Annotated in this window: 23 protein-coding genes; 8 read left to right on the top strand and 15 right to left on the bottom strand. The window is 65.4% G+C overall.

Annotation, left to right across the window (positions count from 1 at the left end; all coding sequences use genetic code 11):
- Positions 1-208: 208 nt before the first annotated feature.
- Together ACZ9H4_RS23070 and ada are read right to left on the bottom strand one after the other, a co-directional pair.
- Positions 209-1126: a DNA-3-methyladenine glycosylase family protein gene (locus tag ACZ9H4_RS23070; RefSeq protein ID WP_408139850.1), complete on the bottom strand. Its 918-nt coding sequence runs from the start codon at positions 1124-1126 to the stop codon at positions 209-211.
- A complete protein-coding gene (gene ada / locus ACZ9H4_RS23075; protein WP_408323183.1) occupies positions 1123-2313 on the bottom strand; it encodes a bifunctional DNA-binding transcriptional regulator/O6-methylguanine-DNA methyltransferase Ada in 1191 nt (396 codons plus the stop codon). Before ada ends, ACZ9H4_RS23070 begins: the two co-directional genes overlap by 4 nt.
- Positions 2314-2719: 406 nt before the next feature.
- Between ada and ACZ9H4_RS23080 the strand changes: the two genes are divergently transcribed.
- Positions 2720-3145 (top strand): VOC family protein, encoded by a 426-nt coding sequence (locus ACZ9H4_RS23080; protein WP_476121045.1) that lies wholly within the window; start codon positions 2720-2722, stop codon positions 3143-3145.
- Positions 3146-3239: 94 nt separating this feature from the next.
- Here the strand turns inward: ACZ9H4_RS23080 and ACZ9H4_RS23085 are convergent, their stop codons facing one another.
- Entirely contained in the window at positions 3240-3794 is a 555-nt protein-coding gene (locus ACZ9H4_RS23085; protein WP_408139846.1) for a YaeQ family protein, read from the bottom strand.
- A gap of 140 nt (positions 3795-3934) precedes the next feature.
- On the bottom strand, positions 3935-4912 hold the full coding sequence (locus ACZ9H4_RS23090) for a LysR family transcriptional regulator (RefSeq protein WP_408139845.1): 978 nt from the start codon (positions 4910-4912) through the stop codon (positions 3935-3937).
- A gap of 191 nt (positions 4913-5103) precedes the next feature.
- Here ACZ9H4_RS23090 and ACZ9H4_RS23095 point away from each other — a divergent pair, with 191 nt between their 5' ends.
- The 4 genes from ACZ9H4_RS23095 (at position 5104) to araH (ending at position 10496) form a co-directional block, all read left to right on the top strand.
- The gene (locus ACZ9H4_RS23095; protein WP_476121048.1) at positions 5104-6552 is read left to right on the top strand and encodes an aldehyde dehydrogenase family protein; all 1449 of its coding nucleotides are present in this window, start codon (positions 5104-5106) and stop codon (positions 6550-6552) included.
- Between the two features lie 168 nt (positions 6553-6720).
- Positions 6721-7725, top strand: a complete 1005-nt coding sequence (locus ACZ9H4_RS23100) for an arabinose ABC transporter substrate-binding protein (protein ID WP_121316137.1) — start codon at positions 6721-6723, stop codon at positions 7723-7725.
- A gap of 108 nt (positions 7726-7833) precedes the next feature.
- Complete coding sequence (araG, locus tag ACZ9H4_RS23105; RefSeq protein ID WP_476121050.1) at positions 7834-9417, top strand: L-arabinose ABC transporter ATP-binding protein AraG; 1584 nt, start codon at positions 7834-7836, stop codon at positions 9415-9417.
- Positions 9418-9491: 74 nt separating this feature from the next.
- Positions 9492-10496, top strand: coding sequence for an L-arabinose ABC transporter permease AraH (araH, locus tag ACZ9H4_RS23110; RefSeq protein ID WP_168663879.1), 1005 nt, complete (start codon positions 9492-9494; stop codon positions 10494-10496).
- A 292-nt stretch (positions 10497-10788) separates the two neighbouring features.
- Here the strand turns inward: araH and sap1 are convergent, their stop codons facing one another.
- Together sap1 and speG are read right to left on the bottom strand one after the other, a co-directional pair.
- Entirely contained in the window at positions 10789-11127 is a 339-nt protein-coding gene (gene sap1 / locus ACZ9H4_RS23115) for a surface attachment protein Sap1 (protein ID WP_408139842.1), read from the bottom strand.
- A gap of 455 nt (positions 11128-11582) precedes the next feature.
- Positions 11583-12125: a spermidine N1-acetyltransferase gene (gene speG / locus ACZ9H4_RS23120; protein WP_408152720.1), complete on the bottom strand. Its 543-nt coding sequence runs from the start codon at positions 12123-12125 to the stop codon at positions 11583-11585.
- A 294-nt stretch (positions 12126-12419) separates the two neighbouring features.
- On the opposite strand from speG, the gene ACZ9H4_RS23125 reads away from it, so the two are divergent.
- The gene (locus tag ACZ9H4_RS23125; protein WP_168663876.1) at positions 12420-12599 is read left to right on the top strand and encodes a hypothetical protein; all 180 of its coding nucleotides are present in this window, start codon (positions 12420-12422) and stop codon (positions 12597-12599) included.
- Between the two features lie 394 nt (positions 12600-12993).
- Here ACZ9H4_RS23125 and ACZ9H4_RS23130 read toward each other — a convergent pair whose 3' ends face one another.
- Complete coding sequence (locus ACZ9H4_RS23130) at positions 12994-13419, bottom strand: HIT family protein (RefSeq protein ID WP_121316141.1); 426 nt, start codon at positions 13417-13419, stop codon at positions 12994-12996.
- Positions 13420-13490: 71 nt separating this feature from the next.
- Positions 13491-14426, bottom strand: a complete 936-nt coding sequence (locus tag ACZ9H4_RS23135) for a GlxA family transcriptional regulator (RefSeq protein WP_476121054.1) — start codon at positions 14424-14426, stop codon at positions 13491-13493.
- A 177-nt stretch (positions 14427-14603) separates the two neighbouring features.
- Between ACZ9H4_RS23135 and ACZ9H4_RS23140 the strand changes: the two genes are divergently transcribed.
- On the top strand, positions 14604-15425 hold the full coding sequence (locus ACZ9H4_RS23140; RefSeq protein WP_408139837.1) for an SDR family NAD(P)-dependent oxidoreductase: 822 nt from the start codon (positions 14604-14606) through the stop codon (positions 15423-15425).
- Between the two features lie 93 nt (positions 15426-15518).
- Here the strand turns inward: ACZ9H4_RS23140 and ACZ9H4_RS23145 are convergent, their stop codons facing one another.
- On the bottom strand, positions 15519-16046 hold the full coding sequence (locus tag ACZ9H4_RS23145) for an Lrp/AsnC family transcriptional regulator (RefSeq protein ID WP_408139835.1): 528 nt from the start codon (positions 16044-16046) through the stop codon (positions 15519-15521).
- A 152-nt stretch (positions 16047-16198) separates the two neighbouring features.
- On the opposite strand from ACZ9H4_RS23145, the gene mdeB reads away from it, so the two are divergent.
- Positions 16199-18934 carry an alpha-ketoglutarate dehydrogenase gene (gene mdeB, locus ACZ9H4_RS23150; RefSeq protein ID WP_476121057.1) on the top strand — a complete coding sequence of 912 codons (2736 nt, stop codon included), beginning with the start codon at positions 16199-16201 and terminating at the stop codon, positions 18932-18934.
- A gap of 9 nt (positions 18935-18943) precedes the next feature.
- Here mdeB and ACZ9H4_RS23155 read toward each other — a convergent pair whose 3' ends face one another.
- Genes ACZ9H4_RS23155 through ACZ9H4_RS23180 form a run of 6 tightly spaced genes read right to left on the bottom strand, consistent with a single transcriptional unit; the run spans position 18944 to position 26157 of the window.
- Positions 18944-20053 carry a diguanylate cyclase gene (locus tag ACZ9H4_RS23155; protein WP_476121059.1) on the bottom strand — a complete coding sequence of 370 codons (1110 nt, stop codon included), beginning with the start codon at positions 20051-20053 and terminating at the stop codon, positions 18944-18946.
- Between the two features lie 56 nt (positions 20054-20109).
- The gene (cheB, locus tag ACZ9H4_RS23160) at positions 20110-21126 is read right to left on the bottom strand and encodes a chemotaxis response regulator protein-glutamate methylesterase (protein ID WP_408139829.1); all 1017 of its coding nucleotides are present in this window, start codon (positions 21124-21126) and stop codon (positions 20110-20112) included.
- A 4-nt stretch (positions 21127-21130) separates the two neighbouring features.
- The gene (locus ACZ9H4_RS23165; protein ID WP_476121062.1) at positions 21131-23548 is read right to left on the bottom strand and encodes a hybrid sensor histidine kinase/response regulator; all 2418 of its coding nucleotides are present in this window, start codon (positions 23546-23548) and stop codon (positions 21131-21133) included.
- A complete protein-coding gene (locus tag ACZ9H4_RS23170) occupies positions 23545-24240 on the bottom strand; it encodes a chemotaxis protein CheW (protein WP_408139825.1) in 696 nt (231 codons plus the stop codon). Before ACZ9H4_RS23170 ends, ACZ9H4_RS23165 begins: the two co-directional genes overlap by 4 nt.
- Positions 24233-25696 (bottom strand): CheR family methyltransferase, encoded by a 1464-nt coding sequence (locus tag ACZ9H4_RS23175; protein WP_476121064.1) that lies wholly within the window; start codon positions 25694-25696, stop codon positions 24233-24235. Before ACZ9H4_RS23175 ends, ACZ9H4_RS23170 begins: the two co-directional genes overlap by 8 nt.
- On the bottom strand, positions 25693-26157 hold the full coding sequence (locus ACZ9H4_RS23180) for a chemotaxis protein CheW (protein WP_476121066.1): 465 nt from the start codon (positions 26155-26157) through the stop codon (positions 25693-25695). Before ACZ9H4_RS23180 ends, ACZ9H4_RS23175 begins: the two co-directional genes overlap by 4 nt.
- Positions 26158-26193 lie beyond the last annotated feature (36 nt).

Genomic DNA, 26193 nt, shown 5'->3' on the forward strand with positions numbered 1-26193 from the left:
TCGCGGGCAGCACTGCGCGGTTGACAACGTTCGGCGGAATTTTCAGTAGCGGGCACTTTAACATCTCGCTACAACGCCTGCTTGAGGCCGCTGTGGCGGGCCTTCAAGGCCGCCCGTCCCGCCCGTTTTCAGCACGAATCCGCCTGCCGGGCGGCTCTCCGCGCTGCCCGTCACACACTTTTCTCCGGCCCATAAGCGGCGCGCGACTTCAGCCGCCACGCGCGGCGCCCGCGCGGTCCGCCACCTCGTTCCACAGATGCATGGCCGCATACGCGCGCCACGGACGCCACGCGTCGGTGCGGGTGCGTTGCTGCGTCGGCCGCACGAGCAGCGGGTCGCGTGCGCAAATCGACTGCATCAGCACGAGGTCCCATGCGGGCCACGCGTCGGCGTCGCGCCACGCCCGCATCGCGACGTATTCGACGGTCCATGGGCCGATGCCGGGCAGCGCGAGCAACGCGGCGCGCAGGCTGGTCGCGTCGACGACGTTGCTGTCGAGCGGCACGTCGCCTGTGGCGACCGCATGCGCGAAGCCCTGCAACGCCGCGACGCGCTTGCCCGGCATACCGATCTGCGCGAGATCGACGGCGGCCAGCGCGGCGGGCGTAGGAAAGCGCCATGCGGTGTTCTCATGCGGATGGCCGTCGATGCGCTCGCCGGCGCGCTGCACGAGCCGTCCGATGATCGTGGTCGCCGCTTTCACGCTGACCTGCTGGCCGACGATCGCGCGCACCACGAGCTCGAAGCCTGACCACGCACCCGGCACACGCAGGCCGGGCGCGGCTTCGACGAGCGGTGCGAGCCACGGGTCCGCGGCGAGTTCGGCGCCGATCTTTTTCGGATCGGCGTGCAGATCGAACATCTTCGCGACCGGCGCGGCGAGCGCGTCGGCGTGGCGGCTCACCGGACCTTCTATGCTTGCGACAACGCAGCGTTTGCGCGGATGCAGGCGCACGCTCAGCGTACCGCTGTCGCCGGCCCAATCGATTGCGCGACGATACGTGCCGTCTTCGACCGCCTCGACGCCGGGCGTCGCGCGTCCGCCGAAAAAGCGCAGCAGGCGCGGCCAGTCGAATGGTGGTTTGAACGGCAGTTCGAGGGTGGTGACTTCGTCGAGCGTACTCACGCGGCGTGATCCAGTTTGGTGGGGGTGGTGGTGATGGAATCGGCGCCGGTCACGGCCGGCTTTTTGCGTCCAGTTTGGTCGGGCGAAACGTGGCCGGCATGCTGCGCTTCGTTGTCGAGCAGCGCGGCCTTGCGCGGCAGGCCCCAGCGATACCCGGCCAGCGCCCCGCCCTTTTGCACCACGCGATGACAAGGAATGGCGAGCGCCACCGGGTTCGTCGCGCAGGCGGTCGCCACCGCGCGCACCGCGCGTGGCGAGCCGACCGCTTCGGCGATCTGCGAATAGCTGCGCGTTTCGCCGTAGGGGATACGCCGCAGCGCGTCCCACACACGTTGCCGAAATGCGGTCGCGGCGATGTCCAGCGGCAGATCGAAGTCCTGACGGGTGCCGCGTAGATAGGCGTCGATCTGCGCAATGAACGGGGCGAGCTGTTGGGCGTCTTCCAACAGGTCGGCGTTGGCGAATTCGCCACGCAGTTCGTCTATCAGCGAGGCGTCGTCGTCGCCGAAACCGATCTTGCAGATGCCTTTGTTCGTGGCCGCGACCAGCACGAAACCGAGCGAGGTCGGTGCGCACGCGTAGCGCACGGTCAGCCCCGCGCCCTTGCGGCGATACGCGGACGGCGCCATGCCCAACTCGGCCGGCGCGCTGTCGTACATCCGCGAGGGCGAGCCGAAGCCGGCGTCGAGCGTGGCGCGCGTGACGTCCGAGCCGCTTTGCAGCGCGTCGCGCAACGCGGCGCCGCGCTGCGCGGCCTGATACTGCCGGGGCGATACGCCCACGACGCGCTTGAACAGACGTTGGAGGTGAAACGGGCTGACGTGCACGGCGTCGCTCAGTTGCGCGAGCGTGAGCCGCTGCTGCGGGTCGGCGTCCAGCGCGGCGCACGCGCGATTGACGATCTCCAGTTCGCGCGGCAGGCCGCCGGGCTGGCATCGCTTGCAATCGCGAAAGCCCGCGGCGCGGGCGGCGGCGGCATCGGTGAAGAAAGCGACGTTTTCACGGCGCGGCTGGCGCGAGGCGCACGACGGACGGCAGAACACGCCGGTCGTCTTGACCGCGTAGAAGAATGCGCCGTCGGCACGAGGCTCGCGGCGCGTGACGGCGGCCCAGCGCTCGTCGTCGGATGCCCAGCTCGTGGTGGCCGGGGCGGTGTTGGGGTCGGCAGGATCGGTCGTGCGGTTCATGATGGTCCCGAGGGCTGACGTGGTCGATGCTCACCAATGTAGGCCGTATGCCCATACCCTACGCCCCGGTTCTTGCTCTGTCATTGCGCTTGCTCGTAGGCTGGAACGGCCGCCAGGCAGTCGTTTTGCCACAAAGTGCGACAATTTGGCCCGATATCGGGTTTTCCCTTAAAAAGTTATTGCGTCGCATCAACCCCGTGTGTATATTAGTACCTGTCTCCTCCATGTCTCCTCCTGATATGGATTCAGCCCGCTCCACATAGAGCGGGCTTTTTTTCGTCTATACGCTCCCCGCATGGCTTCTGATCCGGCCCTCACGGCTGGATTCATGGTTCCGCTCACGGCGCCGCCCTTTCTCCTACACTGGCTAATCATCCGTTCTGCCAACTAGCCAGAGGCGTCCGACATGAAAATCCACATTCGCGAGATCGATCACGTCGTCATCCGCGCGACGGACGTCGAAACCATGACGCGTTTTTATTGCGACGTGCTCGGCTGCAGCCTGGAAAAAGAACAGCGGGAACTGGGTCTGACGCAATTGCGCGCAGGTCGCTCGCTGATCGACCCGTTGCAGGTCGGCGGCAAGCTCGATCACGCCGAAAATGGCGCACCGGGCACGGGACGGAACATGGATCACGTGTGTTTGCGCGTCGAACCGTTCGACGCCGAGGCGCTCAAGACACATCTAACCGGGCATGGCACGCGGTTGGGCGAACAGGCGTTGCGCTATGGCGCGGACGGCTTTGGCCAGTCGCTGTATCTATTCGACCCGGAGGGCAACATGGTCGAACTCAAGGGGCCGCCGGAAGCGGCGCGGGTGACGTCGCTTTAAGCGTCGGGCTGATGCTGGGATTGAACACCGCTTCGGTGCCCAAGCGAGTCAAACTGCGAGTCAGGCGCCAGCGCGATTCGCGAGCCGTCAGCCCTTACGCGTTGGCCGGCGCCTTCAACACCGTCCACTCGATCTTCACCGCATCGGCTTCGGCACTGCCGAGCCACGCTTCGCCGTCCTGCACCGTGCATTGCAGGCGCATTGTGCGTTCCGCCAGCGTGCCGAGCGCCGCCGCGACGTCTTCGCCGAGGGTCCACACCGTCACGTTGCGCATGCGCTCCACCTTGCTGCGCACGCCCTGCCACCAGATGTCCGACGCGCGGCCGCCGTACGCGATCACGATCACTTCGTTCGAGCGGCCGCTCGCCTTGGCGATGCGCCGTTCGTCCGGCTGGCCGACTTCGATCCACGTTTCGATCGCGCCGGTCAGATCCTTCTGCCACAGATCCGGTTCGTCGACATCCGACAAACCTTTGCAGAATTCGAGGCGTTCCTGCGCGAAGAGCGCAAACGCCGCCACGCGGACCATCATCCGCTCGTCGGTTTCCGAGGGGTGGCGGGCGATCGTCAGCGAATGGTCGGCATAGTAGTGCCGGTCCATGTTGGCGATCTGCAGTTCCGCCTTGTAAATCGTCGATTTAAGAGCCATGCCGTTGCTAAACCAGGCGCTCGCTCCACCGGAGCGAACAGAAAAAGAATCGTCGACGGCGCGTTGCCGTTTTCCGTGTTTGTTGTACATCGCAGTTCTCCCGCGCCGATAGCCGGCCGCCATACCAACGGGAGAAGCATTTATCGCGCCACTGCCGGCTCGAAAGCCGTGCCGTAGACCCCGGCGGCGGCTTCCCGCAAGGCTTCCAGCACCACGGCCGCGGCCGGCGACAGCAAATGCGACTGGCGCGTGATGATACCGAATGTATCCATCCTGCACGGTAAATCGATCGGCACGCGCTTCAACACACCGTACTGTTGGTATTGACGCGCCACTTCGTCGGGCAAAACGGCCAACATGTCGCTCTGGAGCAGCAAGCTTGAAATTGCCAGAAAATTGTTGGTATTGACCACGTTTTGCGGCGGATTCAGCCCGATTTGCGAAAATATCAGATCGAAACGATGACGCAGCACGCTGCCCGGCGGGTGCAAAACCCAGCTCGCGTTGACGATTCCCCGCAGCGTCAAACCTGTCTCATTTTCGAGAGGATGGCCGGGCCGGGCCACCACGCAGAGCGGTTCGTCGGCGAGTGGCTCGTAGCGGACTTCGGCCTTGAACTGGTTCTGCCGCTCCAGCACCCGCCCGATCATGATGTCCAGTTCGCCTTCGGCGAGCCGCGGCAGCATCACGTCCGAGGTTTCCACCTCCGCCCAGATTTGCAACTGTGGATAGCGCTCCTTCACACTGGCAATCGCGCGCGGCACCATCGTCGCGGCGGCGGCCGCAATCACGCCGATGCGCACCTGACCCGCAAGACCGGAGCGCAGCGCCGAGATTTCGTCGTGGGCGTGGCTCAGATTTGACAGCACCATGCGCGCGTGGCGGATCATCACCTCGCCGTACAAGGTCGCGTGCATGCCGTGCGGCGTGCGATCGAACAGGCTGACTTCCAGCATGTCCTCCAGCTCCTTGAGCAGGCGCGAGGCGGCCGGCTGCGTCATGCCGAGCACGTCGGCGGCCCGGCGCACGTTGCCCTCCTCCTCCATCGCCGCGAGCAGCAGCAACTGGCGCGTCTTGAGCCGCGCCCGGACGAACCAGTTCGAATAACTTCGCGTCATCGTTTGTCTCCCAATCTTGTTTTTGGCTGAGCGGCATGAAGCCCTCGTCACGGACGTGTCATCCGGCACTGTCTCAATCATGCCATACCGAAACTGATATCGGGATGGCTTAAAAAGGGATTGGAAAGTTATTGGCCCCGCTCATACCATTCGTGGACTTTCCAAGCCTCCCACGTGACGCCATTCCGTCGATGAACCGCGATTCGCTCGTCCCGCTCGTTGCCAGTCCGTTTCGCCATTACATCAATGGCGGATGGGAGACGGGCGCGACCGCGGGCGTGTCGTTCAACCCGTCGGACCTCGACGAACCGGTCGGCGAATACGTGCGGGCGGACGTGCGGCAGACCGATGCGGCGATCGAAGCGGCGCACGCGGCGTTTCGCGACTGGTCGCTGGCGTCGGCGCAGCGTCGCGCGGACGCGCTCGACGCGATCGGCACCGAGATGCTCGCCCGCCGCGACGAACTTGCGCGGCTGCTCGCGCGCGAAATCGGCAAGACCTTGCCTGAGGCGCAAACCGAAGCGACGCGCGCGGGCCAGATTTTCAAGCTGTTCGCCGCCGAGGCGCTGCGTGCGTTTGCGGAGCCGCTGGCATCGGCGCGCGCGGGCGTCGAAATCGACGTGACGCGCGAACCGCTCGGCGTGGTCGGCATCATCACACCGTGGAGTGCGCCGTTGGCGATCGCCGCGGCGAAGATCGGCGCAGCGCTCGCGCACGGCAACTGCGTCGTCTTCAAGCCGGCCGAATCGGCGCCGGCTTGCGCGGCGGCGCTGGCTTCGATCATCAGCCGTGCGGGCCTGCCTGCGGGCGTGTTCAATCTGGTGATGGGCAGCGGCCGCCAGGTCGGCGCGCGGATCGTCGCGCATCCGCTGGTGGCGGCGATCAGCTTCAGCGGCTCGACGGACACCGGCACGCGCGTGCTGCAGGCCGCGGCCGCCCGTCAGGTGCGTGTGCAACTGGAGATGGGCGGCAAGAATCCGTTCGTGGTGCTGGCCGATGCGGATCTCGACGGCGCGGTCGATGCCGCCTTGAGCGGCGCCTATAGCTCGACCGGCCAGCGCAGCACGGCGGCGGCACGGCTGATCGTCGAGCGCGCGGTGTTCGAGCCGTTCGTCGACGCATTGCGCACGAAGCTCGCCAAGCTCTCGGTCGATCACGCGTTGAAGCACGGCACGGACATCGGCCCGGTCGCCAACGCCGCGCAACTGGAGCGCAACCTGGACTACCTGCGCATCGGCAAGCAGGAAGGCGCCCAACTGGTGCGCGGCGGCCAGCAGCTGGAGCGCGCGACGCGCGGCTACTTCTTCGAGCCGGCACTTTTCATCGGCGAGCCGGAACACCGCATCGCGCGCGAGGAAATTTTCGGGCCGCTCGCCGTCGTGCTGCGCGCGGACGACTACGACCACGCGCTGCATCTGGCGAACGACACCGCCTACGGTTTGTGCGCCGGCATCTGCACACGCTCGCTCGAACGCGCGCGGCATTTCCGCCGCCACGTCCAGAGCGGCCTCGTCACGATCAATCTGCCGACCACGACCGTCGAGCACCACGCGCCCGGCGGCGGCCGCAAGGCGTCCGCCTACGGCACCACCGACGCAGCGTTCTGGACAGCCGTGAAAACGGCTTACGTGGCGGGCTGATTACGATGAATGGCACGCATTGCCTCGACCACCGTGCCGTTTATCGCGTAGCCGCAGTTCGATGCGCCGCGCATCCCACGCTTCACTCGCGCCCCGGCTGACGCCCCGCGCATGACCCTGCTGCAAATCAACGAAATCAATGCAGCTTTTCAACCTCAGGAGACACGCATGACCAGCAAGCTTCGCCGTTTGACCCTCACCGCGATGGCCGCCGCCGCCCTCGCCGCTCCGTTCGCCATGCAACTTTCCGCGCACGCGGATCAGCCGCTCAAAGTCGGCTTTCTCGTGAAGATGCCGGAACAGGCGTGGTTCATCAACGAACAGAAAGCCGCGACCGCGCTCGGCCAGAAGGACGGCTTCTCGGTCGTCAACATCGGCACGCCGGACGGCGAAAAGGTGCTGGCCGCGATCGACAACCTCGGTGCACAAGGCGCGAAGGGCTTCGTGATCTGCGCACCCGACGTGCGTCTCGGACCGGCGATTCAGGCGCGCGCGAAGCGCTACAACATGAAGTTCGTCACGGTCGACGATCAACTGGTCGACTCCACCGGCAAGCCGCTCGCGAACGTGCCGCACCTCGGCATGTCGGCATTCAAGATCGGCAATCAGGTCGGCACGGCGATTTCCGAGGAAATGAAGCGCCGCGGCTGGAAGCCTGAAGAAGTCGGCGCGCTGCGCATCACGAACTATGAACTGCCGACCGCGAAGCTGCGCACCGACGGCGCGACGCAATCGCTGCTGGCCGGCGGCTTCAAGAAGGAAAACATCTTCGACGCCCCGCAGAAAACGACCGATGACGAAGGCGGCTTCAACGCGTCGTCGCCGGTGCTCGCGCAGCATCCGAACATCAAGAAGTGGGTGATCTTCGCGCTCAACGAGGAAAGCGTGCTGGGCGGCGTGCGCGCGACCGAGCAACTGCATATTCCGGCGGCGGATGTGATCGGCGTCGGCATCAACGGCGCGGGCGAAGCGTTTGCCGAATTCCAGAAGAAGGAACCAACGGGCTTCTACGGCACGATCGCCGTGAGCTCGACCAACCATGGCAAGGACAGCACGGAAAACCTCGTCGAGTGGATCAAGGACGGCAAGCAGCCGCCCGCCGACACGCAGACCACCGGCAAGCTGATGGTGCGCAGCAACTGGCAGGACGTGCGTAAGGAACTGGGCATCTAAGCCCGCTTCGAGTCCGCACGTTCGGCGGGCCGGATCGCGCTCACGCGAGACCGGCCCGCGCAGTCGTCAGCACGGTAGTTGAGTTGTTCATCCGCTTGAGGTTTTCCAATGACGTCCTTACCCACCGAGTCCCCCGCCGGGTCCGCCGACGAAGCAGCCGCGCTGTCGGCGCAAGCGCCCTCGCCCGCCTCTGTCTTCGTCGACGACGCGCAACCGTATCTGCAACTCGACGGCATCACCGTGCGCTTTCCCGGTGTGCTCGCGCTCGACCAGGTGTCGCTCGAAGTGCGGCGCGGTGAAGTGCATGGCCTGATGGGCGAAAACGGCGCCGGCAAATCGACGCTGCTCAAGGTGCTGTCCGGCGTGAATCAGCCGGCGGCGGGCACGCTGTCACTTGGCGGGGCCGTGCAGCAGTTCACCACGACGAAGGCGGCCATCGCGGCGGGCGTCGCGATCATCTATCAGGAACTGCACCTGGTGCCGGAGCTGACCGTCGCGGAAAACCTGATGCTCGGCGCGCTGCCCAATCGCTTCGGCGTACTGGACGAAAAGGCGCTGGTCGCGCGCGCGGTGCGTGAACTGGAACGGCTCGGCGAAAAAATCGATCCGTCGCAGCAGGTGAAGAATCTGTCGATCGGCCAGCGCCAGATGATCGAGATCGGCAAGGCGCTGATGCGCGACGCGCGCGTGATCGCTTTCGACGAACCGACCAGTTCGCTGTCGTCGCGCGAAACCACGCAGCTGTTCCGGATCATCCGTGCGCTCAGGGCCGAAGGCCGCGCGATCATCTACGTCACGCACCGGATGGAGGAAGTGTACGAGCTGTGCGACCGCGTCACGGTGTTTCGCGACGGCCGCCGCATCGACACGTTCGAAGCCGGCGCGGGACTTGATCGCGATCGCCTGATCAGCTGCATGGTGGGCCGCTCGATTGCCGACGTGTACGGCTATCGTTCGCGCGAACTCGGCGACGTGCAACTGCAGGTCCAGGATCTGATGGGACGCGGCTTGCGCGAACCGGCATCGTTCGCGGCGCGCAAAGGCGAGATCGTCGGCTTTTTCGGGCTCGTCGGCGCGGGCCGGTCCGAGTTGATGAAACTGATCTACGGCGCGGTCAAGCCGGCCGCCGGCGAGATCACGCTCAAGGGCAAGCGCGTGCGCTTCGCCACGCCGCGCGACGCGGTGCGCGCGGGCATCGCGCTGTGCCCGGAAGATCGCAAACAGGAAGGCATCGTGTCGATCGCGTCGGTGTCGGACAACCTCAACATCAGTTGCCGCCGCCATTTCAGCCGCTTTCACGTGCTCGACGGCCGCAAGGAAGCGCAGATCGCCAAAGAATTCATCGGCAAGCTCGCGATCAAGACGCGCAACGGCGAGACGCCGATCGGCACGCTGTCCGGCGGCAATCAGCAGAAAGTGATTTTGTCGCGCTGGCTCGCCGAAGAGATCGACGTGTTCCTGATGGACGAACCCACGCGCGGCATCGACGTCGGTGCGCGCAGCGAGATTTACGGACTGTTGTACGGGCTCGCCGAAGCGGGCCGCACGGTCATCGTCGTGTCGAGCGATCTCGCCGAAGTGATCGGCGTCGCGGATCGCGTGATCGTGATGAAGGAAGGCTGCATCGTCGGCGATCTGCCGAAGGCGCAGGCCACGCCGGATGCGCTGATCAAGCTCGCGCTGCCGCGCTGAACCGCCCGCTCTAGTTACTCGAACCGAACCCGAACACGCCACCGAATCGCGCTTATTGAAACGGAACAGACATCATGCAGACACCCTCCACCGACTCCCCGACCCCAGCCGTCGCCTCCGCGGGCCTGAGCGCGCGCGCCGCGCGCACCTGGGACCTGATCAACAAGTCCGGCATCGTGATGGTGTTCATCATCCTGTTCGCGGTGCTGTCGTTCACCGTGCCGGACTTTCTCAGCTCGCGCAATATCCAGGGCTTGCTGCTCTCCGTGACGCTGATCGGCTCGATCTCCGTCACGATGATGTTCGTCCTCGCGCTCGGCGAGGTGGATCTGTCGGTGGCGTCGATCGTCGCGTTTGCCGGTGTGGCGGCGTCCACGGTGATCACCGCGACGCATAGCGTGCTGCTCGGCGTCGCGGTCGGCGTGCTCGCGGGCGGCGCGGTCGGGCTGGTCAATGGCGTGCTGGTCGCGCGCTACAAGATCAACTCGCTGATCGTCACGCTCGCGATGATGGAGGTCGTGCGCGGCCTCGCGTTCATCACGTCCAACGGCGACGCCGTGATGATTTCCGAAGAGCGTTTCTTCGATCTCGGCGGCGGCTCGTTCCTCGGCATCTCGTTTCCGATCTGGAGCAACATCATCGGCTTCGTGCTGTTCGGCTTCCTGCTGAAGAAGACCGTGTTCGGCAAGAACGTGCTGGCCGTCGGCGGCAACAGCGAGGCCGCCGTGCTGGCGGGCTTGCCGGTGACGCGGATCAAGATCACGGTGTTCGTGCTGCAAGGCCTCGTGACGGGCTTCGCGGGCGTGATGCTGGCGTCGCGCATGAGTCTCGGCGACCCGAAAACGTCGGTCGGTCTCGAACTCGGCGTGATTTCGGCGTGCGTGCTGGGCGGCGTTTCGCTGACGGGCGGCGTCGCGACGATTTCCGGCGTGCTGGTCGGCGTGCTGATCATGGGTTCCGTGCAGGATGCGATGAGCCTGCTGAACGTGCCGACTTTTTACCAGTACCTGATCCGCGGCGGGATTCTGCTGCTGGCGGTGCTGTTCGATCAGTTCCGCCGCAGCAAGCGCGTGCACTGACGCACGCGGGCGGCTCCACGCCGTCGCGTCGATTTGATGAGAGTTGTTCCTGCGCTTTGCGAGAAGGCGTACTGCCGATGCGGATCGATAATCCGCATCGGCTTTTTTCTGGCTTGCTGAAACGCGTCGCACGTACGTGGACATAAAAAAAGCCGGGCATTTCCATGCCCAGCCATTTTTTACTCACAGGTCCGCGCCCTCCGGCTTTTAATAGCCTGAAGTTTTTTCAATGCGCGAGAAACCGCATTCCGCCATTTATTCCAGAATGACGGTTTGCGCTTCGACGTTCAGTTTATTGCTTGATAAACCGATCGTTTGCCCACAAACCTTGCGTATCGCTATTGCCGGAATTCACGAATTCGACATCGTGGCCGACCACGCGTACGACCCGGAAACTCGAGTCCTGCGGTGTCGACACGCACTGATATCCGGAGAAGAACTCCTGCATTTTTTGCTGTTCACCGGCTTGTGCATGCTGGTCGGCGGCGTCGAGTTTATCCTTCGACAGGCAACCATAAGCGTTGGCCTTGAACTGGATGGTTTGCTGCGGCTTGATCACGACGTCTTGCGCCTGAACAGTCGCGGCAGCCAAACCCGCAATGGCGAAAACAACGGCGATGCGCATTTTCATATGTTCCTCCGGTGCGGGTTGAATACTCAGGTTAGCTATGTATTTAACTTTAACGTTGAACCCGCAACTTGCACTTTAGAAGAACGTCAACGAACGACAAGCACATTCTGTGTGCGGTCGCAACAGTGGCGAATTGTCGCACCTGCTGTCGCGGCTGTTTAAACCCCCTACAGGGGTTTAAACAGCCGGCAATGAAACAGATAAATAAAAATCCGGCGGGTCGCAGCCCTTTAACAGTCAAGCTTTCACGGCACCCATTCGCGTAAACGCGCAGCGTCAATTAAGCGATTTAATACAATTGAATGCGGTAGTTTGTGCGTTGCACACAAAGTCGTTCGGTCGTCTCATTCAGAAATGCGAAATAACGGTGTGCATGCAGAAGATAAACAGTGCCAGGCAATCAGTCTGCGCGCCCAAGGCGCAAACCGACGCGGCCTGCGGCGCTAGTCACGCCGTCAGTCGGCGTGCTTGCCGGCGTTAAAGAACTCCGACTGGAACATGCACATCCGCAATGCATTGTGATACCGGCCATTGCCGAAAAATTCCTCGATCAGTTCCGCCTCGTGCCGGAAGCCGCATTTTTCGTAGATATGAATCGCGGCGGTGTTCGACTTGTCGACGATCAGATAGATCTTGCGCAGGTTCAGCACTGAAAACGCGTAGTCGATCGCGAGCTGCGTTGCGACCGTGGCGTAGCCGCGTCCTTGAGCGTGCGGCGCGATGATGATCTGGAATTCGCCACGCCGGTGGATGTAGTCCAGCTCGATCAATTCGACGACGCCGATCGTCTGGCCCACGTTGTCCACCGCAACGAAGCGTCGTTCGCGCAGATCGTGCACGTGCTGATCGTAAAGCTGGGTCAGTTCGGAGAAGGTCTCATACGGTTCCTCGAACCAGTAACGCATGATCTTCGCGTTGTTGTTCACTTCATGGACGAAGCGCAGATCGGTGCGTTCAAGCGGGCGCAACGTGAGTTCGCTGCTTCGTTCGGTCGTCATTGAATTCCCCTTGGACCCGTTAATTTTCGTGAGTCTGAATGCGCGCGCCCGGCACCGGCTCGGGAGCGCGCTCCGGTTTGTTTGGCTGCGGCGTGTGGCGTTCGTGCAATGTCTTCCCGACACAGCTTTGCGTCTGCAAAAAGCGTGCAAAACGCACACGGAACCGCAAAAGCCGCGCGGGCCGGGGAGGGCGGAAGCGTCGGATCGCCAAATGCTAGCTGCCGCCTGTTTCGGCGCGGCGCGGCACGCACGGTGCTCTACAATGAAATTATGCTCCTGCGATCGGAGGCCACCGTGATCGAGCAATTGATATTGGGCGTATTCCTCGTCGTGCCGCTGCTCATCGTCGCATTTCTTTTTTCGGACGAACTGTGGCAGGAACATCGTCACCTGCATGACATGCGGCCCGTGCATCTGAGACATCGGCGGATCGACTGGCGCCATCCGCTGCGCCGCACGCGGGACCGCCTCTGAAGCGCCGCCGCGCGCGCAACGCGCCCGCCATGCTGGAATGGCGGGCCGTTAAGTTTCGTGCGCCGACTGTCGCCAACGCGCATCCGCATGTCGTTTGCGGCGCGTATGGGCGTATGTCGGGGTGAAGCGACGCCAACACGTGCCGCCGCGCCATCGTGAATGTGTCAACAGCCCGCCACGTGCGGGTTTTTTGTGCCTGCCGGATTTTCATCCCAACCGGCGCAGCGGAACCGCCAAGAAAAAAAGCCTGCCGTTGCGGGCAGGCTTAAAAAGAGATCCACACTCAATGCCTTGAGGCTACAAGGCAGATAACAGTCTAGTCGCGCCACGCGCGCCGCTTGTTTCAGCCGCCTTTACACTTGTTACGGCGCGTGACGACACCCGTCGCAGGGCCTCAGTCTGCGCGCCAGTGCGCGCGAATGCGTTTGGCAAGCGCCTCGAGCGTGTCCGCATCGGCGACGTCGCGTGCATGCATGTTCAGCGGCTGGCCTTCCCAGCGCGGGATCACGTGAAAATGCACGTGCCGCACCGTCTGTCCCGCGGCGGCGCCGTTGAATTGGCCGATAAACACGCCGTCAGGGTGCAAGGCTGCGCGAACGGCGATCGCAAGCTTTTGCGTCATGCGCATGCTTGCCACCAGCGACGCATCCGACAACTCGAAAATCTCGGCCACCGGCTCTTTCGGCACGACCAGCAGATGGCCGTCGGCTTGCGGCATCAAGTCCATGAACGCCAGCGCGGCATTGTTTTCGGCCACTTTGATGCAGGGCAGTTCACCACGCAGAATTCTTGCGAACGGATTGCTGTCGTCATAGTTCATCGCGCTTCCTTTCCTGGTTGCAAGTTCGGATCGATGTGAGGCAGGACTGCCGACATTGTCCACTACATCGGTTACAGCGCACGCGCGGCACGCCTGATCGCCTGCGGCGGCTGGCCGTACGTGCGCAGAAACGCGCGGCGCATCCGCTCGGTGTCAATAAAGCCCGTGTCGGCCGCAACAGCCTCCATCGAATGGCGGCCTGCTTCGAGCATCGCGCGCGCGGCCTCGACGCGCAACGCCTCGATGGCCTTGGCCGGCGACTGCCGGGTTTCGTCGCGAAACGCCCGGCTGAACTGGCGCGGACTCAGATGCGCGATGTCGGCCAGCTGTTCGACCGTCAATGGCTCATGCAGATGGCTTTTCGCATACGAGAGCGCGTTCTGGATGCGGTCGGATTTCGGATCGAGCTCCAGCATGGCCGAAAATTGTGACTGCCCGCCGGTGCGCCGGTGATACACCACGAGTTTTTTCGCGATCGCGCGCGACACGTCCACGCCGAGATCGTTTTCGACCAGCGCGAGACACAGGTCGATGCATGCCGTCATGCCCGCCGAAGTCCACACCGATCCGTCGACGATAAAAATGCGGTCGTCGTCGACCCGCGTCGCGGGAAAGCGTTCTTGCAGGGTGCGCGCGTGAACCCAGTGGGTAGTGGCGTGGCGGCCATCGAGAATACCGGCCTCGGCCAGCGCGAAGGCGCCGGTGCAGATGCTGGCGGTGCGCCGCGACGCGACGAGCGCGCGGTTCAGAAACGCCAGCATGCCCGGCGACGACGGCGCGATCTGCATCGCACCGGTGACGATCACGGTGTCGTAGGCGGGGTCGCCGAAGGCTCGCGTGGCGACCTCGACGCCTGACGAGCTGCGCACCATCCCGCCGTGCTCGGAGACGGTCTCCACCTCGTATTCGGGCTGGCCGGCTTCCAGATTCGCCAGTTCAAATATGGCGACCGCAACCATATCGAGGATCTGGAAGCCGGGAAAAACCACCACGCCGATATGCTTCATAGCGATGTCCTGAAACGAGGGAAATACGACATTTGAGACAGAAGACTACGCGCCTAGACTTGTCTCGTCAACAGCGTCATGCCGGCCGAAAGCGGGCGGCGGCGCACGTTCACGGCTTGTCTCATTCAACGGATAGGGCAGCGGCGCGACGCGCCAGGCCCGCAAGGAGCGCTTCAAATGGCAACGCAAGCAAGCAAAGGCAGCAAAGGGACGGCACTGGTGACGGGCGCGTCGTCGGGCATCGGCGCGGTGTATGCGGATCGCCTTGCGCGGCGCGGCTACGACCTGATCCTCGTCGCACGCGACGGTCAACGGCTGCAGGGCCTGGCCGCACGTCTGACGCAGGAGACCGGACGCCATGTGGACGCCGTCAGCGCCGATCTGACCGTGAAGGCCGACATGCGCCGCATCGAGGAGCGGCTGCGCGCGGACCGCGCGATCACGATGCTGGTCAACAACGCGGGGGTCGGCGCGTCGGCCCCGTTGATCGACTCGGACATCGACGAACTCGAAAAGATGATCGACCTGAACGTGACCGCGCTCACGCGCCTGACCGCGGCGGTGGTGCCCGGCTTCGTCGAGCGGGGCAACGGCGTGGTGATCAATATCTCGTCGATCGTGGCCTTGGCGCCGGAGCTTCTGAACGGCACGTACAGCGGCACCAAGGCCTACGTGCTGAACCTGACGCAATCGCTGCATCACGAAGTGGGCGCCAAGGGCGTGCAGTTGCAGGCCGTGTTGCCGGGCGTCACCAGCACGGCATTCTGGGACCACGCAGGGCTGGCCATCGAAAATCTGCCCGCGCAGATCGTGATGACCGCCGAGGACATGGTCGACGCCGCGCTCGCCGGTCTCGACCAGGGCGAACTGGTGACGATCCCGGCGCTGCCGGACGCGGCCGATTGGGATCGGTTGAACAGCGCACGCCAGCAGCTGCAGCCGAATCTATCGCACAAGGTGCCGGCGGAACGTTATACGCGCGCCAAGGCTGCCGCCTGACGGCGACCAGCAAGTTGGCGAGGGGCGGGCGACACGGCCAGCCGGAGCCCGCAGCCCAACGACGGATACGGACTGACGAACGGCCAGCGCGCCTTACCGCCAGTCCGTCGCCACATCGTCGGGATCGGCCAGCGTCAAGCCCGACGACGGCAACGGCAGCGCCGTCTTGTACCGCACCTGTTTGAGCGCAAAGCTCGAGCGGATATTGGAGATGCCCGGAATCTTCGTCAGATGATCGACGATGAAGCGCTCGAGCGTTTGCATATCCGGCATCACCACGCGCAGCAGATAATCGGCGTCGCCGGTCATCAGATAGCACTCCATCACCTCGGGCCGCTCCGAGATCGCCTGCTCGAAGCGCAGCAGCGCGTCTTCCACCTGTTTTTCCAGACTCACCTGAATGAACACGTTGATGCGCAGCCCGAGCGGCTCCGGGTTCAGCAACGTGACCTGTTGCTTGAACAGACCCAGCTTTTCGAGCGCCCGCACGCGATTGAAGCAGGGCGTCGGCGACAGATTCACCGAGCGGGCCAGGTCCGCATTGGTGATGCGCGCATTCTGCTGCAACTGGCTCAGGATGCCGATGTCGATACGGTCGAGCCGTCTGGGTGGTGTGGTCATAGATGAAATATTCCGTGACAGGGGCGAAAACCGGAATAAATAGCCTATCCCAGCGCGGGATCACAAGCAAATGAGATGCTCATTTTGCGGGCACGTAGTTACCATGGACTCACTCGATCCTGAGCCTGACGCGGCGATGCGGGAGTGATGCCATGACGGATTTGTCCAGCGGTAGCGAGCAGTTGCAGTCGATGAACGTGGAGCGTGTCGACACCGACCCGCAGGAAACCGCCGAATGGCTCGACGCGCTCGACGCGGTCGTCGCGCATGTCGGCCGCGAGCGGGCGCAGTTTCTGTTCGACCGGCTCGCGAGCCACGCGCTGTCGCTGGGTGTCGAATCGGCGCGCACCAGCGTCACGCCGTACCGGAACACGATCCCGGTCGACCAGCAGCCGCGCTATCCCGGCAACCTCGAACTCGAAGAACGGCTCGCCGGCGCGCTGCGCTGGAACGCGCTCGCGATGGTGGTGCGCGCGAACCAGGCGTATGGCGAACTGGGCGGACATATCGCGAGTTATGCCTCGGCGGCGGATCTGTTCGAAGTCGGCTTCAACCATTTCTTCCGCGCCTGCGCGCCGGACGGCGAGCCGGGTACGGGCGACCTCGTCTACTTCCAGCCGCATTCGTCGCCGGGCGTGTATGCGCGGGCTTACCTCGAAGGTTTCCTGTCCGAGGAGCACCTGCGGCACTACCGCCGCGAGATCGCCGGGCCGGGCTTGTGCTCCTATCCGCATCCGTGGCTGATGCCGGACTTCTGGCAGTTCCCGACCGGCTCGATGGGCATCGGCCCGATCAACGCGATCTACCAGGCGCGCTTCATGCGCTACCTGGCCAATCGCGGCCTCGCGCAAACGGCAGGCCGCAAGGTGTGGGGCTTTTTCGGCGACGGCGAAATGGACGAGCCCGAATCGACCGGCGCGCTGCCGCTCGCCGCACGCGAGGGGCTCGACAACCTGGTGTTCGTGATCAACTGCAATCTGCAGCGGCTGGACGGCCCGGTGCGCAGCAACGGCCGCGTCATCGACGAACTGGAAGCGCATTTCGCCGGCGCGGGCTGGAATGTGATCAAGGTGGTGTGGGGCTCGGACTGGGACGCGCTGTTCTCACGCGATCGCAGCGGCGCGTTGCTGCGCGCATTCGCGCACACCGTGGACGGCCAGTTCCAGACCTTCTCGGCGAACGACGGCGCGTACAACCGCGAGCGCTTTTTCGGCCAGAATCCGGAGCTTGCCGCGCTCGCCGCGCAATTGAGCGACGACGACATCGACCGCCTGCGCCGCGGCGGCCACGACGTGCGCAAGCTGCACGCGGCCTACGCGAAAGCGCTGGCGCATCGCGGCCAGCCGACGGTGATTCTCGCGAAGACGATGAAGGGCTTCGGCATGGGCGCCTCGGGCCAGGGCCGCATGACCACGCATCAGCAGAAGAAGCTCGGCTCCGACGACCTCAAGGCGTTTCGCGACCGTTTTCGCCTGCCCCTCAGCGATGAGGACGTCGAGCAACTGAAGTTTTACAAACCAGCGGAAGACAGCCCGGAAATGCAGTACCTGCATGCTCGCCGGGCGGCTCTCGGAGGCTATCTGCCCAGAAGGCGGCGAGCTGCATCGGCGGGGCTGATCGTCCCGCCGGTGTCCTCCTGGGGGCAATTCGCGCTGGATTCGAACGGCCGCGAGATGTCCACGACGATGGCGCTCGTGCGCATGCTGACCGCGCTGCTGAAAGACGCGCAGGTGGGGCCGCGCGTGGTGCCGATCGTCGCCGACGAAGCGCGCACCTTCGGCATGGCGAACATGTTCCGCCAGGTCGGCATCTATTCGCCGCTCGGGCAGTTGTACGAGCCGGAAGACCTCGGCTCGATGCTGTATTACCGCGAGGACACGCAAGGGCAGATTCTCGAGGAAGGTATTTCGGAAGCGGGCGCGGTGTCGTCATGGATCGCGGCGGCGACGTCGTACAGCGTGCACGATCTGCCGATGCTGCCGTTCTACATCTACTACTCGATGTTCGGTTTCCAGCGCATCGGCGACCTGATCTGGGCGGCCGCGGATCAGCGCGCGCGAGGCTTTCTGATCGGCGCGACGTCGGGCAAGACGACGCTCGGCGGCGAGGGCTTGCAGCATCAGGACGGTTCGAGCCACCTCGCGGCATCGACGATTCCGAATTGCCGCGCGTACGATCCTGCGTTCGCTTACGAGCTTGCCGCGATCGTCGACGAAGGCATGCGCGAGATGGTCGAAGCGCAACGCGACGTGTTCTATTACGTCACCGTGATGAATGAAAACTACGCGCAGCCTTCGGTGCCGGGCGGCGATCCGGCCGCGACGCGCGAAGGGATTCTGAAGGGTATCTATCCGCTGGCCGCCGCTCAGGCTCAGCAGGCGCAGCAATCAGCACGGGCGCAGGTGCAGTTGCTCGGCGCGGGTGCGATTCTCGGCGAGGTGATCGCCGCGCAGCAGATGTTGAAGGACGACTGGGAGATCGACGCCGCCGTGTGGAGCGTGACGAGCTTCAGCGAATTGCAGCGCGATGGCATGGCGGCGGAACGGCTCGCGCGTCTGGGCGACACGCCGTACGCGCCCTATGTCACGCAGGCGCTCGCGGCATCGCAAGGCCCGGTTATCGCGGCGACGGACTATGTGCGCGCGGTGCCCGAACTGATTCGCGCGTACGTGCCGCGCCGCTATGTGACGCTCGGCACCGACGGCTTTGGCCGCAGCGACACGCGCCAGGCGTTGCGCGAATTCTTCGAAGTGGATCGCAAGGCTGTCGTGTTGGCCGCGCTGCAGGCACTCGCGGACGATGGCGCAATCGAGGCGCGCGTGCTGGAGGCTGCGCGCAGCAAATATCGTGGTGATGCGCCGGCCGGCGCGGCGCCGTGGCTGTGCTGAGAAGGCCAATCATCCATTCGCCGCCACCTGATTTTTCCCATCCCGCTTGGCACGATACAGGCCGACGTCGGCGGCTTCGATCAGCGTCGTCACCGGCTCGGTGACCGACGGCACGAGCGTCGCCGCGCCGATGCTGATCGTCACGACGCCCGTTGCCGAACCCGCATGCGTGATCGCCAGCGCCTCGATCGCGAGGCGAATTTTTTCGGCGAGCAGACGCAAGCCGCCGGCCGACGTGCCCGGCACCACCACCGCGAACTCTTCGCCGCCAAAGCGCGCCGCGAGATCGGGTGAGCGCCCGAGACACGACTCGACGGTTTGCGCGACGCGCTTGAGCACTTCGTCGCCAGCGACGTGTCCATAGGTGTCGTTGTAGGCCTTGAAGTTATCCACATCGATCATCAGGAAGCCGAGGCCGGTCTTGTCACGCGTACCACGGCGCCATTCCGCGGCCAGATACTGATCGAGGTAGCGGCGGTTCGACAAACCCGTCAGCCCGTCCGAATGCGTGAGCCGCTGCAATTCGAGGTTGGTCGCGAGCAGCTGCTGTTGCGATTGACGCAGCGCCCGGTAAGCCTCGTCGCGTTGCAGCAGATTCAGATACGAGCGCGAGTGATAGCGGATGCGCGCGATCAGCTCGATACGGTCCGGCAGCTTCACCAGATAGTCGTTCGCACCGGCGGCAAAGGCCGCGCTTTTCACGAGCGGCTCTTCCTTGGTCGAGAGCACGATGATCGGAATGTCGCGCGTCGCCGGATTCTGCCGGTATTGCCGTACCAGCGTGAGACCGTCGGTGCCCGGCATCACGAGATCCTGAAGGATCACGGTCGCGCGCGTTTCCTCGGCGCACTGCACCGCGTCTTCGGGCGACGCGCAGTAGTGGAAGTCGACGCTCGCTTCGTCGGCCAGCGCCTGGCGAATCGCCTCGGCGATGATCGCCTGGTCGTCGACCAGCAGCACCATGATCGGGCACTCCGCTGCGGGCGGATTGCTGAGGATGCGCGCCAACGCGTCGTCGATGGCGAGGTTGGGCGCGTCCTCCGCGAGCGCCTGCGTGTTCGCGTCGGGTTCTGCGAGGCCTCGCGCGGCGGCGTTCTGATGCGGTTCGGGAGTGTCCATGATGTTCAGCCAGAATGAATGTCAGTGAATCGGGCTCGTCGGTGGGCAGGGGCGTTCTATCGTGCGCTCGCCGCGGCGGCGAGCGCGGCGGCAATCCGGGGCAGCGGCAGGATCGCGACAGCGGCGCCGAGCGCGGCGGCCGCTTTCGGCATGCCGTACACGGCGCTGGTCGCTTCGTCCTGCGCGATCGTGTGATAGCCCTTCGTGCGCATCGCCTTGAGACCGATCGCGCCGTCGCGACCCATGCCGGTCAGCAGCACGCCGATCGCGCGCGCCGGCCAGCGCGCCACCACGCTGTGAAAAAACACGTCGACGGAAGGGCGATACGGCGTTTCCTCCGGCACGCGCGTGTAGCCGAGCACGTCGGGCAGTTTGAGATGCAGATGATCGTCGGTGCCGGCGAGCAGTGCGAGGCCCGCCTGCGGCCGGTCGCCTTCGCGGGCGATCCGCACCGGCAACGCCGAGTGCTGGTTCAGCCAGTCCGCCATGCCGGCGGCGAACGCCGCATCGACGTGCTGCACGATCACGACCGCCGCGTTGAAATCCTTCGGCAGCCCGGCGAGCAGCGTGGCGAGCGCGGCCGGTCCGCCCGCCGACGCGCCGATCGCCACCAGCGGCGTATCGCGGTTCGTCACGCGTGCGATGCCCGCCGCAGCCGCCGCGCCGGGCGCATGGCGCTCCTTCACGAGCGCGCCGATGCGATCGATCTTCGCGATCAGCGTGGCGATGCTCCGGTGCGCGTCGGGCCCGCTCAGCGACGGCGTATCGACGGCGTCGAGCGCGCCCGCGCCCATCGCTTCGTAGACGCGCCACGCGTTCGCACCCACATCGACGGTGACGATCAGGATCGCGCACGGCGCGCGCGCCATGATGCGGCGCGTGGCCTCGATCCCGTCGACGTTCGGCATCACCAGATCCATGAGCACAATGTCGGGCCGTTGCGCGGCGCAGAAATCGACCGCCTGCTGGCCGTCCTGCGCGACCCACAGCACGTCGTAGTCGTGACGGGCGGCGAGCGCGCGCCGCAGCGCCTCGACGGCGAGCGGCATGTCGTTGACGATTCCGATCTTCATCCGTTTACCCGTAGGCCTCGCCGATCAAATCACGCACCGCGTCGAGCAGTACTTCGTCATGAAAACTGCCTTTCGCCAGATAGTAATCCGCGCCCGCGTCGAGACCCGCGCGGCGATCCTCTTCGCGATCCTTGTACGACACGATCATCACCGGCAGCGCCTGGAGTTGCGGATCGCGTTTGATCAGCGTGACGAGTTCGATTCCGTCCATGCGCGGCATGTCGATGTCGGTGATGACGAGATCGAAGCGTTCGCCGCGCACCGCATTCCAGCCGTCCATCCCGTCGACCGCGATCGTCACGTCGTAACCGCGCGTGGCCAGCAGCTTGCGTTCGAGTTCGCGCACGGTGAGCGAATCGTCGACCACCAGCACACGCCGGACGACGCGCTGCGCCGTCGAAGCGCCGCCATGCTGCGCGTGTCGCAGATCGCCGTCCGCCACGAGCCGCTCGACCGAACGCAACCAGTCGTCGACGTCGGCGATCAGCACGGGGTCGCCATTTTCCATCAGCGCGCCGGCCGTGATGTTGCGAATCTTGCCCAGACGCGGATCGAGCGGCTGCACGACCAGCATCCGCTCGCCGAGAAAACGGTCGACCACCACGCCGTAGGTTTGCGGCCCGTCGCCGATCACCATCATGCAGACAGCGCCATCTTCATTGGCGGGCGGCGCGGTGTCGAGAATCTGGTGCGCGGTAACGACGCCGATGCGCCGCCCGGAGAATGCGATGTGCTGATGGCCTTCGAGCAGTTCGATGTCCGCGCGGCTTACGTGCAGCGTGCGGTTCACGTGCGCGAGCGGCACCGCGTACGGCTCGCCCGCGACTTCGATCAGCAGGCTGCGGATCACCGACAGCGTGAGCGGCAGTTGCAATTGCACGCGCGTGCCGAGGCCCGGCTCCTGGGTGATGCGCACCGTGCCGCGCACGCGCTTGACGACGTCGTGCACCGCGTCGAGTCCGACGCCGCGGCCAGATACTTCGGTTACCTGATCGCGCAGCGAGAAGCCGGGCAGGAACAGAAATTCCAGCAGCTCGGCTTCCGACAGACGCGCGGCCGTGTCCTCGCTCGCCAGCTTCTTGCGCACGATCGACGCACGCAGCGCGGCGAGGTCGATACCCGCGCCGTCGTCGGACACGGTGATCAGCAACGCGCCGGCCGTGTGACGCGCGTCGAGTGTAAGCGTGCCTTCTTCCGCTTTGCCGCGCGCGAGCCGCACGGCGGGTGCTTCGATGCCGTGGTCGAGCGCGTTGCGCAGCATGTGGCCGAGCGGCGCTTCGAGCAGATCGAGAATGTCGCGGTCCACCTGGGTCGATTCGCCGACCAGTTGCCAGCGCACTTTCTTGCCGAGCGAGCGCGCGACATCGCGCACCATGCGCGCGAGTCCGCCGGTGCCGTCGCCGAACGGGCGCATCCGGCATTGCAGCGCGGCGTCGTAAAGCTGTTGCGACAGGTGCGTCGAGCGGCGATCGAAGCTTTCCAGATCGGCGAGACGTTCGGCCAGCAGATGCTGCGATTCGGCGGTGAGGCGTCGCAGTTCTTCGAGCGCCGCGTGCGCGCGCGGATCGAGTTTCAGATCGGCGAGCGTTTCGTGCAGCTGATCGAGTGCGCGGGTGCTGTCGCGCTGCACGCGCTTGACTCGCAGCATCGATTGCGCGAAGGGTTTCAGCCAGCGCGATTCGACCAGCGATTCGCCCGACAGCGACAGTAGCCGGTCGAGGTTGTCGGCGCGCACGCGCAGCATGCGGCCGGGGTCGTTAGTGGTGCTGCTTGCGCTGCTTGCGCCGGCCGGTGCGGCAGGTGTATCGGTCGCAGTGCTCGCGGGTGTGGCGGGCACGACCGGGGCCGTGGCTTGCGCGCGCAGCGCGTCGGCCAGCAGGTTGAACGTGGCATCGTCATCGGCGTCGGCATTGGCGGACGTATCGGCCCGGGCCCCTGGCGGTTCAATGACCGCGCGAGGCGCGGGCGCGGAAACCGCTGACCCTGCGGCAACCGATGGCACCCCCTCGCGCCGCAGCGGAGCCCTATGCGGCGCCACCCTCGCCATCCGCGCCTGCAACGCAGCCACACATGCGCCGACCGCATCGCGCGCCGATTCGTCTTCATCATTGCCGATGCGCGCGACGATATCGACGCCACGCAGCAACTCGTCGATCCACGCGGCGTCGAGCAGCGCACGGCCTTCCTGCGCGGCGACGAAGCAATCCTCCATCGCATGCGCGAGTTCGACGCCGACTTGCACGCCGACGATGCGCGCCGCACCCTTCAACGAATGCGCGGCGCGCATGCAAGCTTCGAGTGCGGCGGCGTCGTTGGGTGCGCGGTCGAGCACGAGCAGGCCGTCGTTGAGCACGCGCGCCTGGGTCCGCGCTTCCTCGCGGAAGAGATCGATCAACGACGGGCGGCGCGGGTCGTCGGTCATCCGAGGCTCCGGTTCAGCGTGTCAAATAACGCGTCGGCGTCGAGCAGGCCCACGCTCATGCCGCGCCACGGCGCGACCGCGCGCGTATGCGCGGCGGCCGCTTGCGACAGCGTCGCGGGCGGCGGACAGAAAGTGGACGGCGCGAGCCAATGCACGCCGTCGACCTGATCGACGGGAAACACCGCGTGCTCTTCGGCGCGCGAGACCACCAGCAGGCGCGGCAGATCGTGGCGCGACGGCTGGCCGTCACGCGTAGCGATAGCGGTGGTGGTGTCGGCTTCGAAACCGAGCAGATGCGTCAGCGCCAGGCACACCAGCAATTCGCCCTGCACATTGACCACGCCGAGCACCGCGCGATGTTGCCGGTGCGGCAACGTGTGAATTGGCCGCGTCTGCACGATGCGCTTGAAGATCGGCGTGGGCAGCGCGAGCCATTCGCCGCCGATTCGGAACACGAGGAACGATTCGTTCGTCCCCCGCGCGTCGTGCCGCGGTTGTGCGGCCGTGCGGATGTCATGGCGTGACAGATCCACGCGTGGAATCGGCTGATCGAGCAGTTTGGCGGCGGCTGCTTCGAACACGGGGCAATTCAGGCAGCGCACGTAGTCGGCCAGCCGCTCGCACGACGAATCGCCGCGCACGCCGATACGGTTCCAGCAATCGTCGAAGCCCACCCTGCGATCGTCAGTCACGTGGTGCTCCCTGTGCGCGCGCCGCGCGTTCCATCAGGCGGCGCGCGCCGTCACGATCGCCTTCGAGTTCGAGCAGCGCCGCCAGATGCGCCAGCGCTTCCGCGTGCTGCGGCTCGAGATAGAGCGCCTTGCGATACTGGCCGCGCGCGAGGTGAGTGTCGCCGTTGGCGTCGGCCAGCACGCCGAGCAGATAGAACGCGTCGGCGTGCGGCGCGTGCTGCTCCAGGTACGCGTTGATCGCGGCGGCGGCTTCCGTCAGACGCCCGGCGTCGGCGAGTGCGTGCGCGGCCTGGAGTGTGTCGCGTGCGGCGATGGTCGGCGCATTCAGCGGCGATGCGTTGGTCTGCGGCGATGGCGAGTTATGCGCGGGCACGGCGGGAATCGGCGGCGTGCCACGATGCCGCGCGATGCCGTTGTTGAACAAACCGGACGGCGCCGCACCCTCGAGCGAGGCGCTTCGCGTCACCTCATCGAGCGCTGCGCGCGCGACCGGATCGGGCCACGCAAAAGGCTCGGCAGCGAATGCCAGCGCAGGCGCGAGCGCCGGCACCGGCGAATGCGTCATCGCGAGCGCGGCGGCGCCGGCGAGCGGCGCGGTATGCCAGCCGTTCCACGGCGCGTCGGCGGGCGCGGGGCGCCGGAACGCGAACGCCAACGGAATCCTCGCGGACTGCATGCCGTGACGCATCAGCAGCCCGGTTTCCGCCGGACCGACGAACAGCGTGCCGTTCTCGGCCAGCACGCTATTGAGCGCGTGCAACGCAGTCTGCTGCGTTTCACGGTCGAAGTAGATCAGCACGTTGCGGCAGAACACGAAGTCGTAGACGCCGAGCGCCGCCGCGTCGAGCTGCATCAGGTTGGCGCGCGAGAAGCGCACCGTGTCGACGATGCGCGGCGCGAGACGCCAGCCGTCTTCGGTGCGGGTGAAATGCGCGTCGCGAAACCCAAACGCGTTGCCGCGAAACGAGTTGCGGCCGTAGAGCGCGCGCTGCGCGAGCGCGAGCGAACGTTCGCTGATATCCATTGCGTCGACGCGAAAGCGCGCGGCGTCGATGCCCGCGTCGAGCAGGCTCATCGCGATCGTGTACGGCTCTTCTCCGCTCGAGCAGGGCAGGCTCAGGATGCGCAGCGGCAGTCCCGCCGCGCGCTCGTGAAGACGCTCGTGCGCAAGCCGCACGAGCGCGTTGAACGCGTCGGCGTCGCGATAGAACCAGGTCTCCGGCACCACCACGGTTTCGATCAGCGCCTGCACCATCGCCGGCGATGCCTGCGTCGCGTCCCAGTAGTCCGCGAGCGTGGCCCCGGCAGGACCCTCCGCGCGCCATGCGGCGGCGCGCTGGTCGACCGCGCGCTCGATGGCGTGATGACCGAGCGAGGCGGCATCGAGCCCCATGGTTCGATGCAGCAGTTCGGCGAAGCGTCGATAGAGCGGCGCGTTGTCGTAGTGCGCGTTCATGCGTGCGCCTCGGGAAACAGCAGCGCCTTAACGTGGTCGGGCAGCAGATGTTCGATGCGCACCCACTGCACGAAGCCGCCCGCGTCGCTCGCGACCGGGCCGAGATAGCGCGCGTGCGGCACGTCGATGCCGGTCTCGTGGAACGCTTCGGCATCCAGACGAAGCGTGCGGGTCGCGCCTTCGAGCAGCAGCGCGAGCAGCCGCACGGCGCCCGCCTGCGGATAGCGCACCAGCACGACGCGCGTCGACATCAGCTGCGCGGCCGGACGGCCGAGCGCCAGTGCGGGCAGATCGATCACCGGCAGCGGCGCGCCTTCGTGATCGAGCACGCCCGCCACCCACGACGGCGCGCCGGGAATCGCCTTCGGCGGCGACTGCGGCGCGAGCGGCATCAAACGCTCCACCTGCGTCGCGTCGATCACATAGCGTTCGCTATCGAGCGTGAAGAGGATGAAGAGCATCGGCGTGTGAGCGGTGATGAAGCGGGCGCTGGCGGG

Source organism: Paraburkholderia sp. TE9906, assembly GCF_056279605.1.

Coding starts and splice junctions, on each gene's coding strand:
- mdeB (WP_476121057.1), top strand. CDS start 16,199: ATGACGGATTTGTCCAGCGGTAGCGAGCAGTTGCAGTCGATGAACGTG.
- ACZ9H4_RS23165 (WP_476121062.1), bottom strand. CDS start 23,548: ATGACCGACGACCCGCGCCGCCCGTCGTTGATCGATCTCTTCCGCGAG.
- ACZ9H4_RS23155 (WP_476121059.1), bottom strand. CDS start 20,053: ATGGACACTCCCGAACCGCATCAGAACGCCGCCGCGCGAGGCCTCGCA.
- ACZ9H4_RS23085 (WP_408139846.1), bottom strand. CDS start 3,794: ATGGCTCTTAAATCGACGATTTACAAGGCGGAACTGCAGATCGCCAAC.
- ACZ9H4_RS23100 (WP_121316137.1), top strand. CDS start 6,721: ATGACCAGCAAGCTTCGCCGTTTGACCCTCACCGCGATGGCCGCCGCC.
- araH (WP_168663879.1), top strand. CDS start 9,492: ATGCAGACACCCTCCACCGACTCCCCGACCCCAGCCGTCGCCTCCGCG.
- cheB (WP_408139829.1), bottom strand. CDS start 21,126: ATGAAGATCGGAATCGTCAACGACATGCCGCTCGCCGTCGAGGCGCTG.
- ACZ9H4_RS23180 (WP_476121066.1), bottom strand. CDS start 26,157: ATGCTCTTCATCCTCTTCACGCTCGATAGCGAACGCTATGTGATCGAC.
- ada (WP_408323183.1), bottom strand. CDS start 2,313: ATGAACCGCACGACCGATCCTGCCGACCCCAACACCGCCCCGGCCACC.
- sap1 (WP_408139842.1), bottom strand. CDS start 11,127: ATGAAAATGCGCATCGCCGTTGTTTTCGCCATTGCGGGTTTGGCTGCC.
- ACZ9H4_RS23130 (WP_121316141.1), bottom strand. CDS start 13,419: ATGAACTATGACGACAGCAATCCGTTCGCAAGAATTCTGCGTGGTGAA.
- ACZ9H4_RS23095 (WP_476121048.1), top strand. CDS start 5,104: ATGAACCGCGATTCGCTCGTCCCGCTCGTTGCCAGTCCGTTTCGCCAT.
- araG (WP_476121050.1), top strand. CDS start 7,834: ATGACGTCCTTACCCACCGAGTCCCCCGCCGGGTCCGCCGACGAAGCA.
- speG (WP_408152720.1), bottom strand. CDS start 12,125: ATGACGACCGAACGAAGCAGCGAACTCACGTTGCGCCCGCTTGAACGC.
- ACZ9H4_RS23135 (WP_476121054.1), bottom strand. CDS start 14,426: ATGAAGCATATCGGCGTGGTGGTTTTTCCCGGCTTCCAGATCCTCGAT.
- ACZ9H4_RS23140 (WP_408139837.1), top strand. CDS start 14,604: ATGGCAACGCAAGCAAGCAAAGGCAGCAAAGGGACGGCACTGGTGACG.
- ACZ9H4_RS23090 (WP_408139845.1), bottom strand. CDS start 4,912: ATGACGCGAAGTTATTCGAACTGGTTCGTCCGGGCGCGGCTCAAGACG.
- ACZ9H4_RS23145 (WP_408139835.1), bottom strand. CDS start 16,046: ATGACCACACCACCCAGACGGCTCGACCGTATCGACATCGGCATCCTG.
- ACZ9H4_RS23175 (WP_476121064.1), bottom strand. CDS start 25,696: ATGAACGCGCACTACGACAACGCGCCGCTCTATCGACGCTTCGCCGAA.
- ACZ9H4_RS23080 (WP_476121045.1), top strand. CDS start 2,720: ATGAAAATCCACATTCGCGAGATCGATCACGTCGTCATCCGCGCGACG.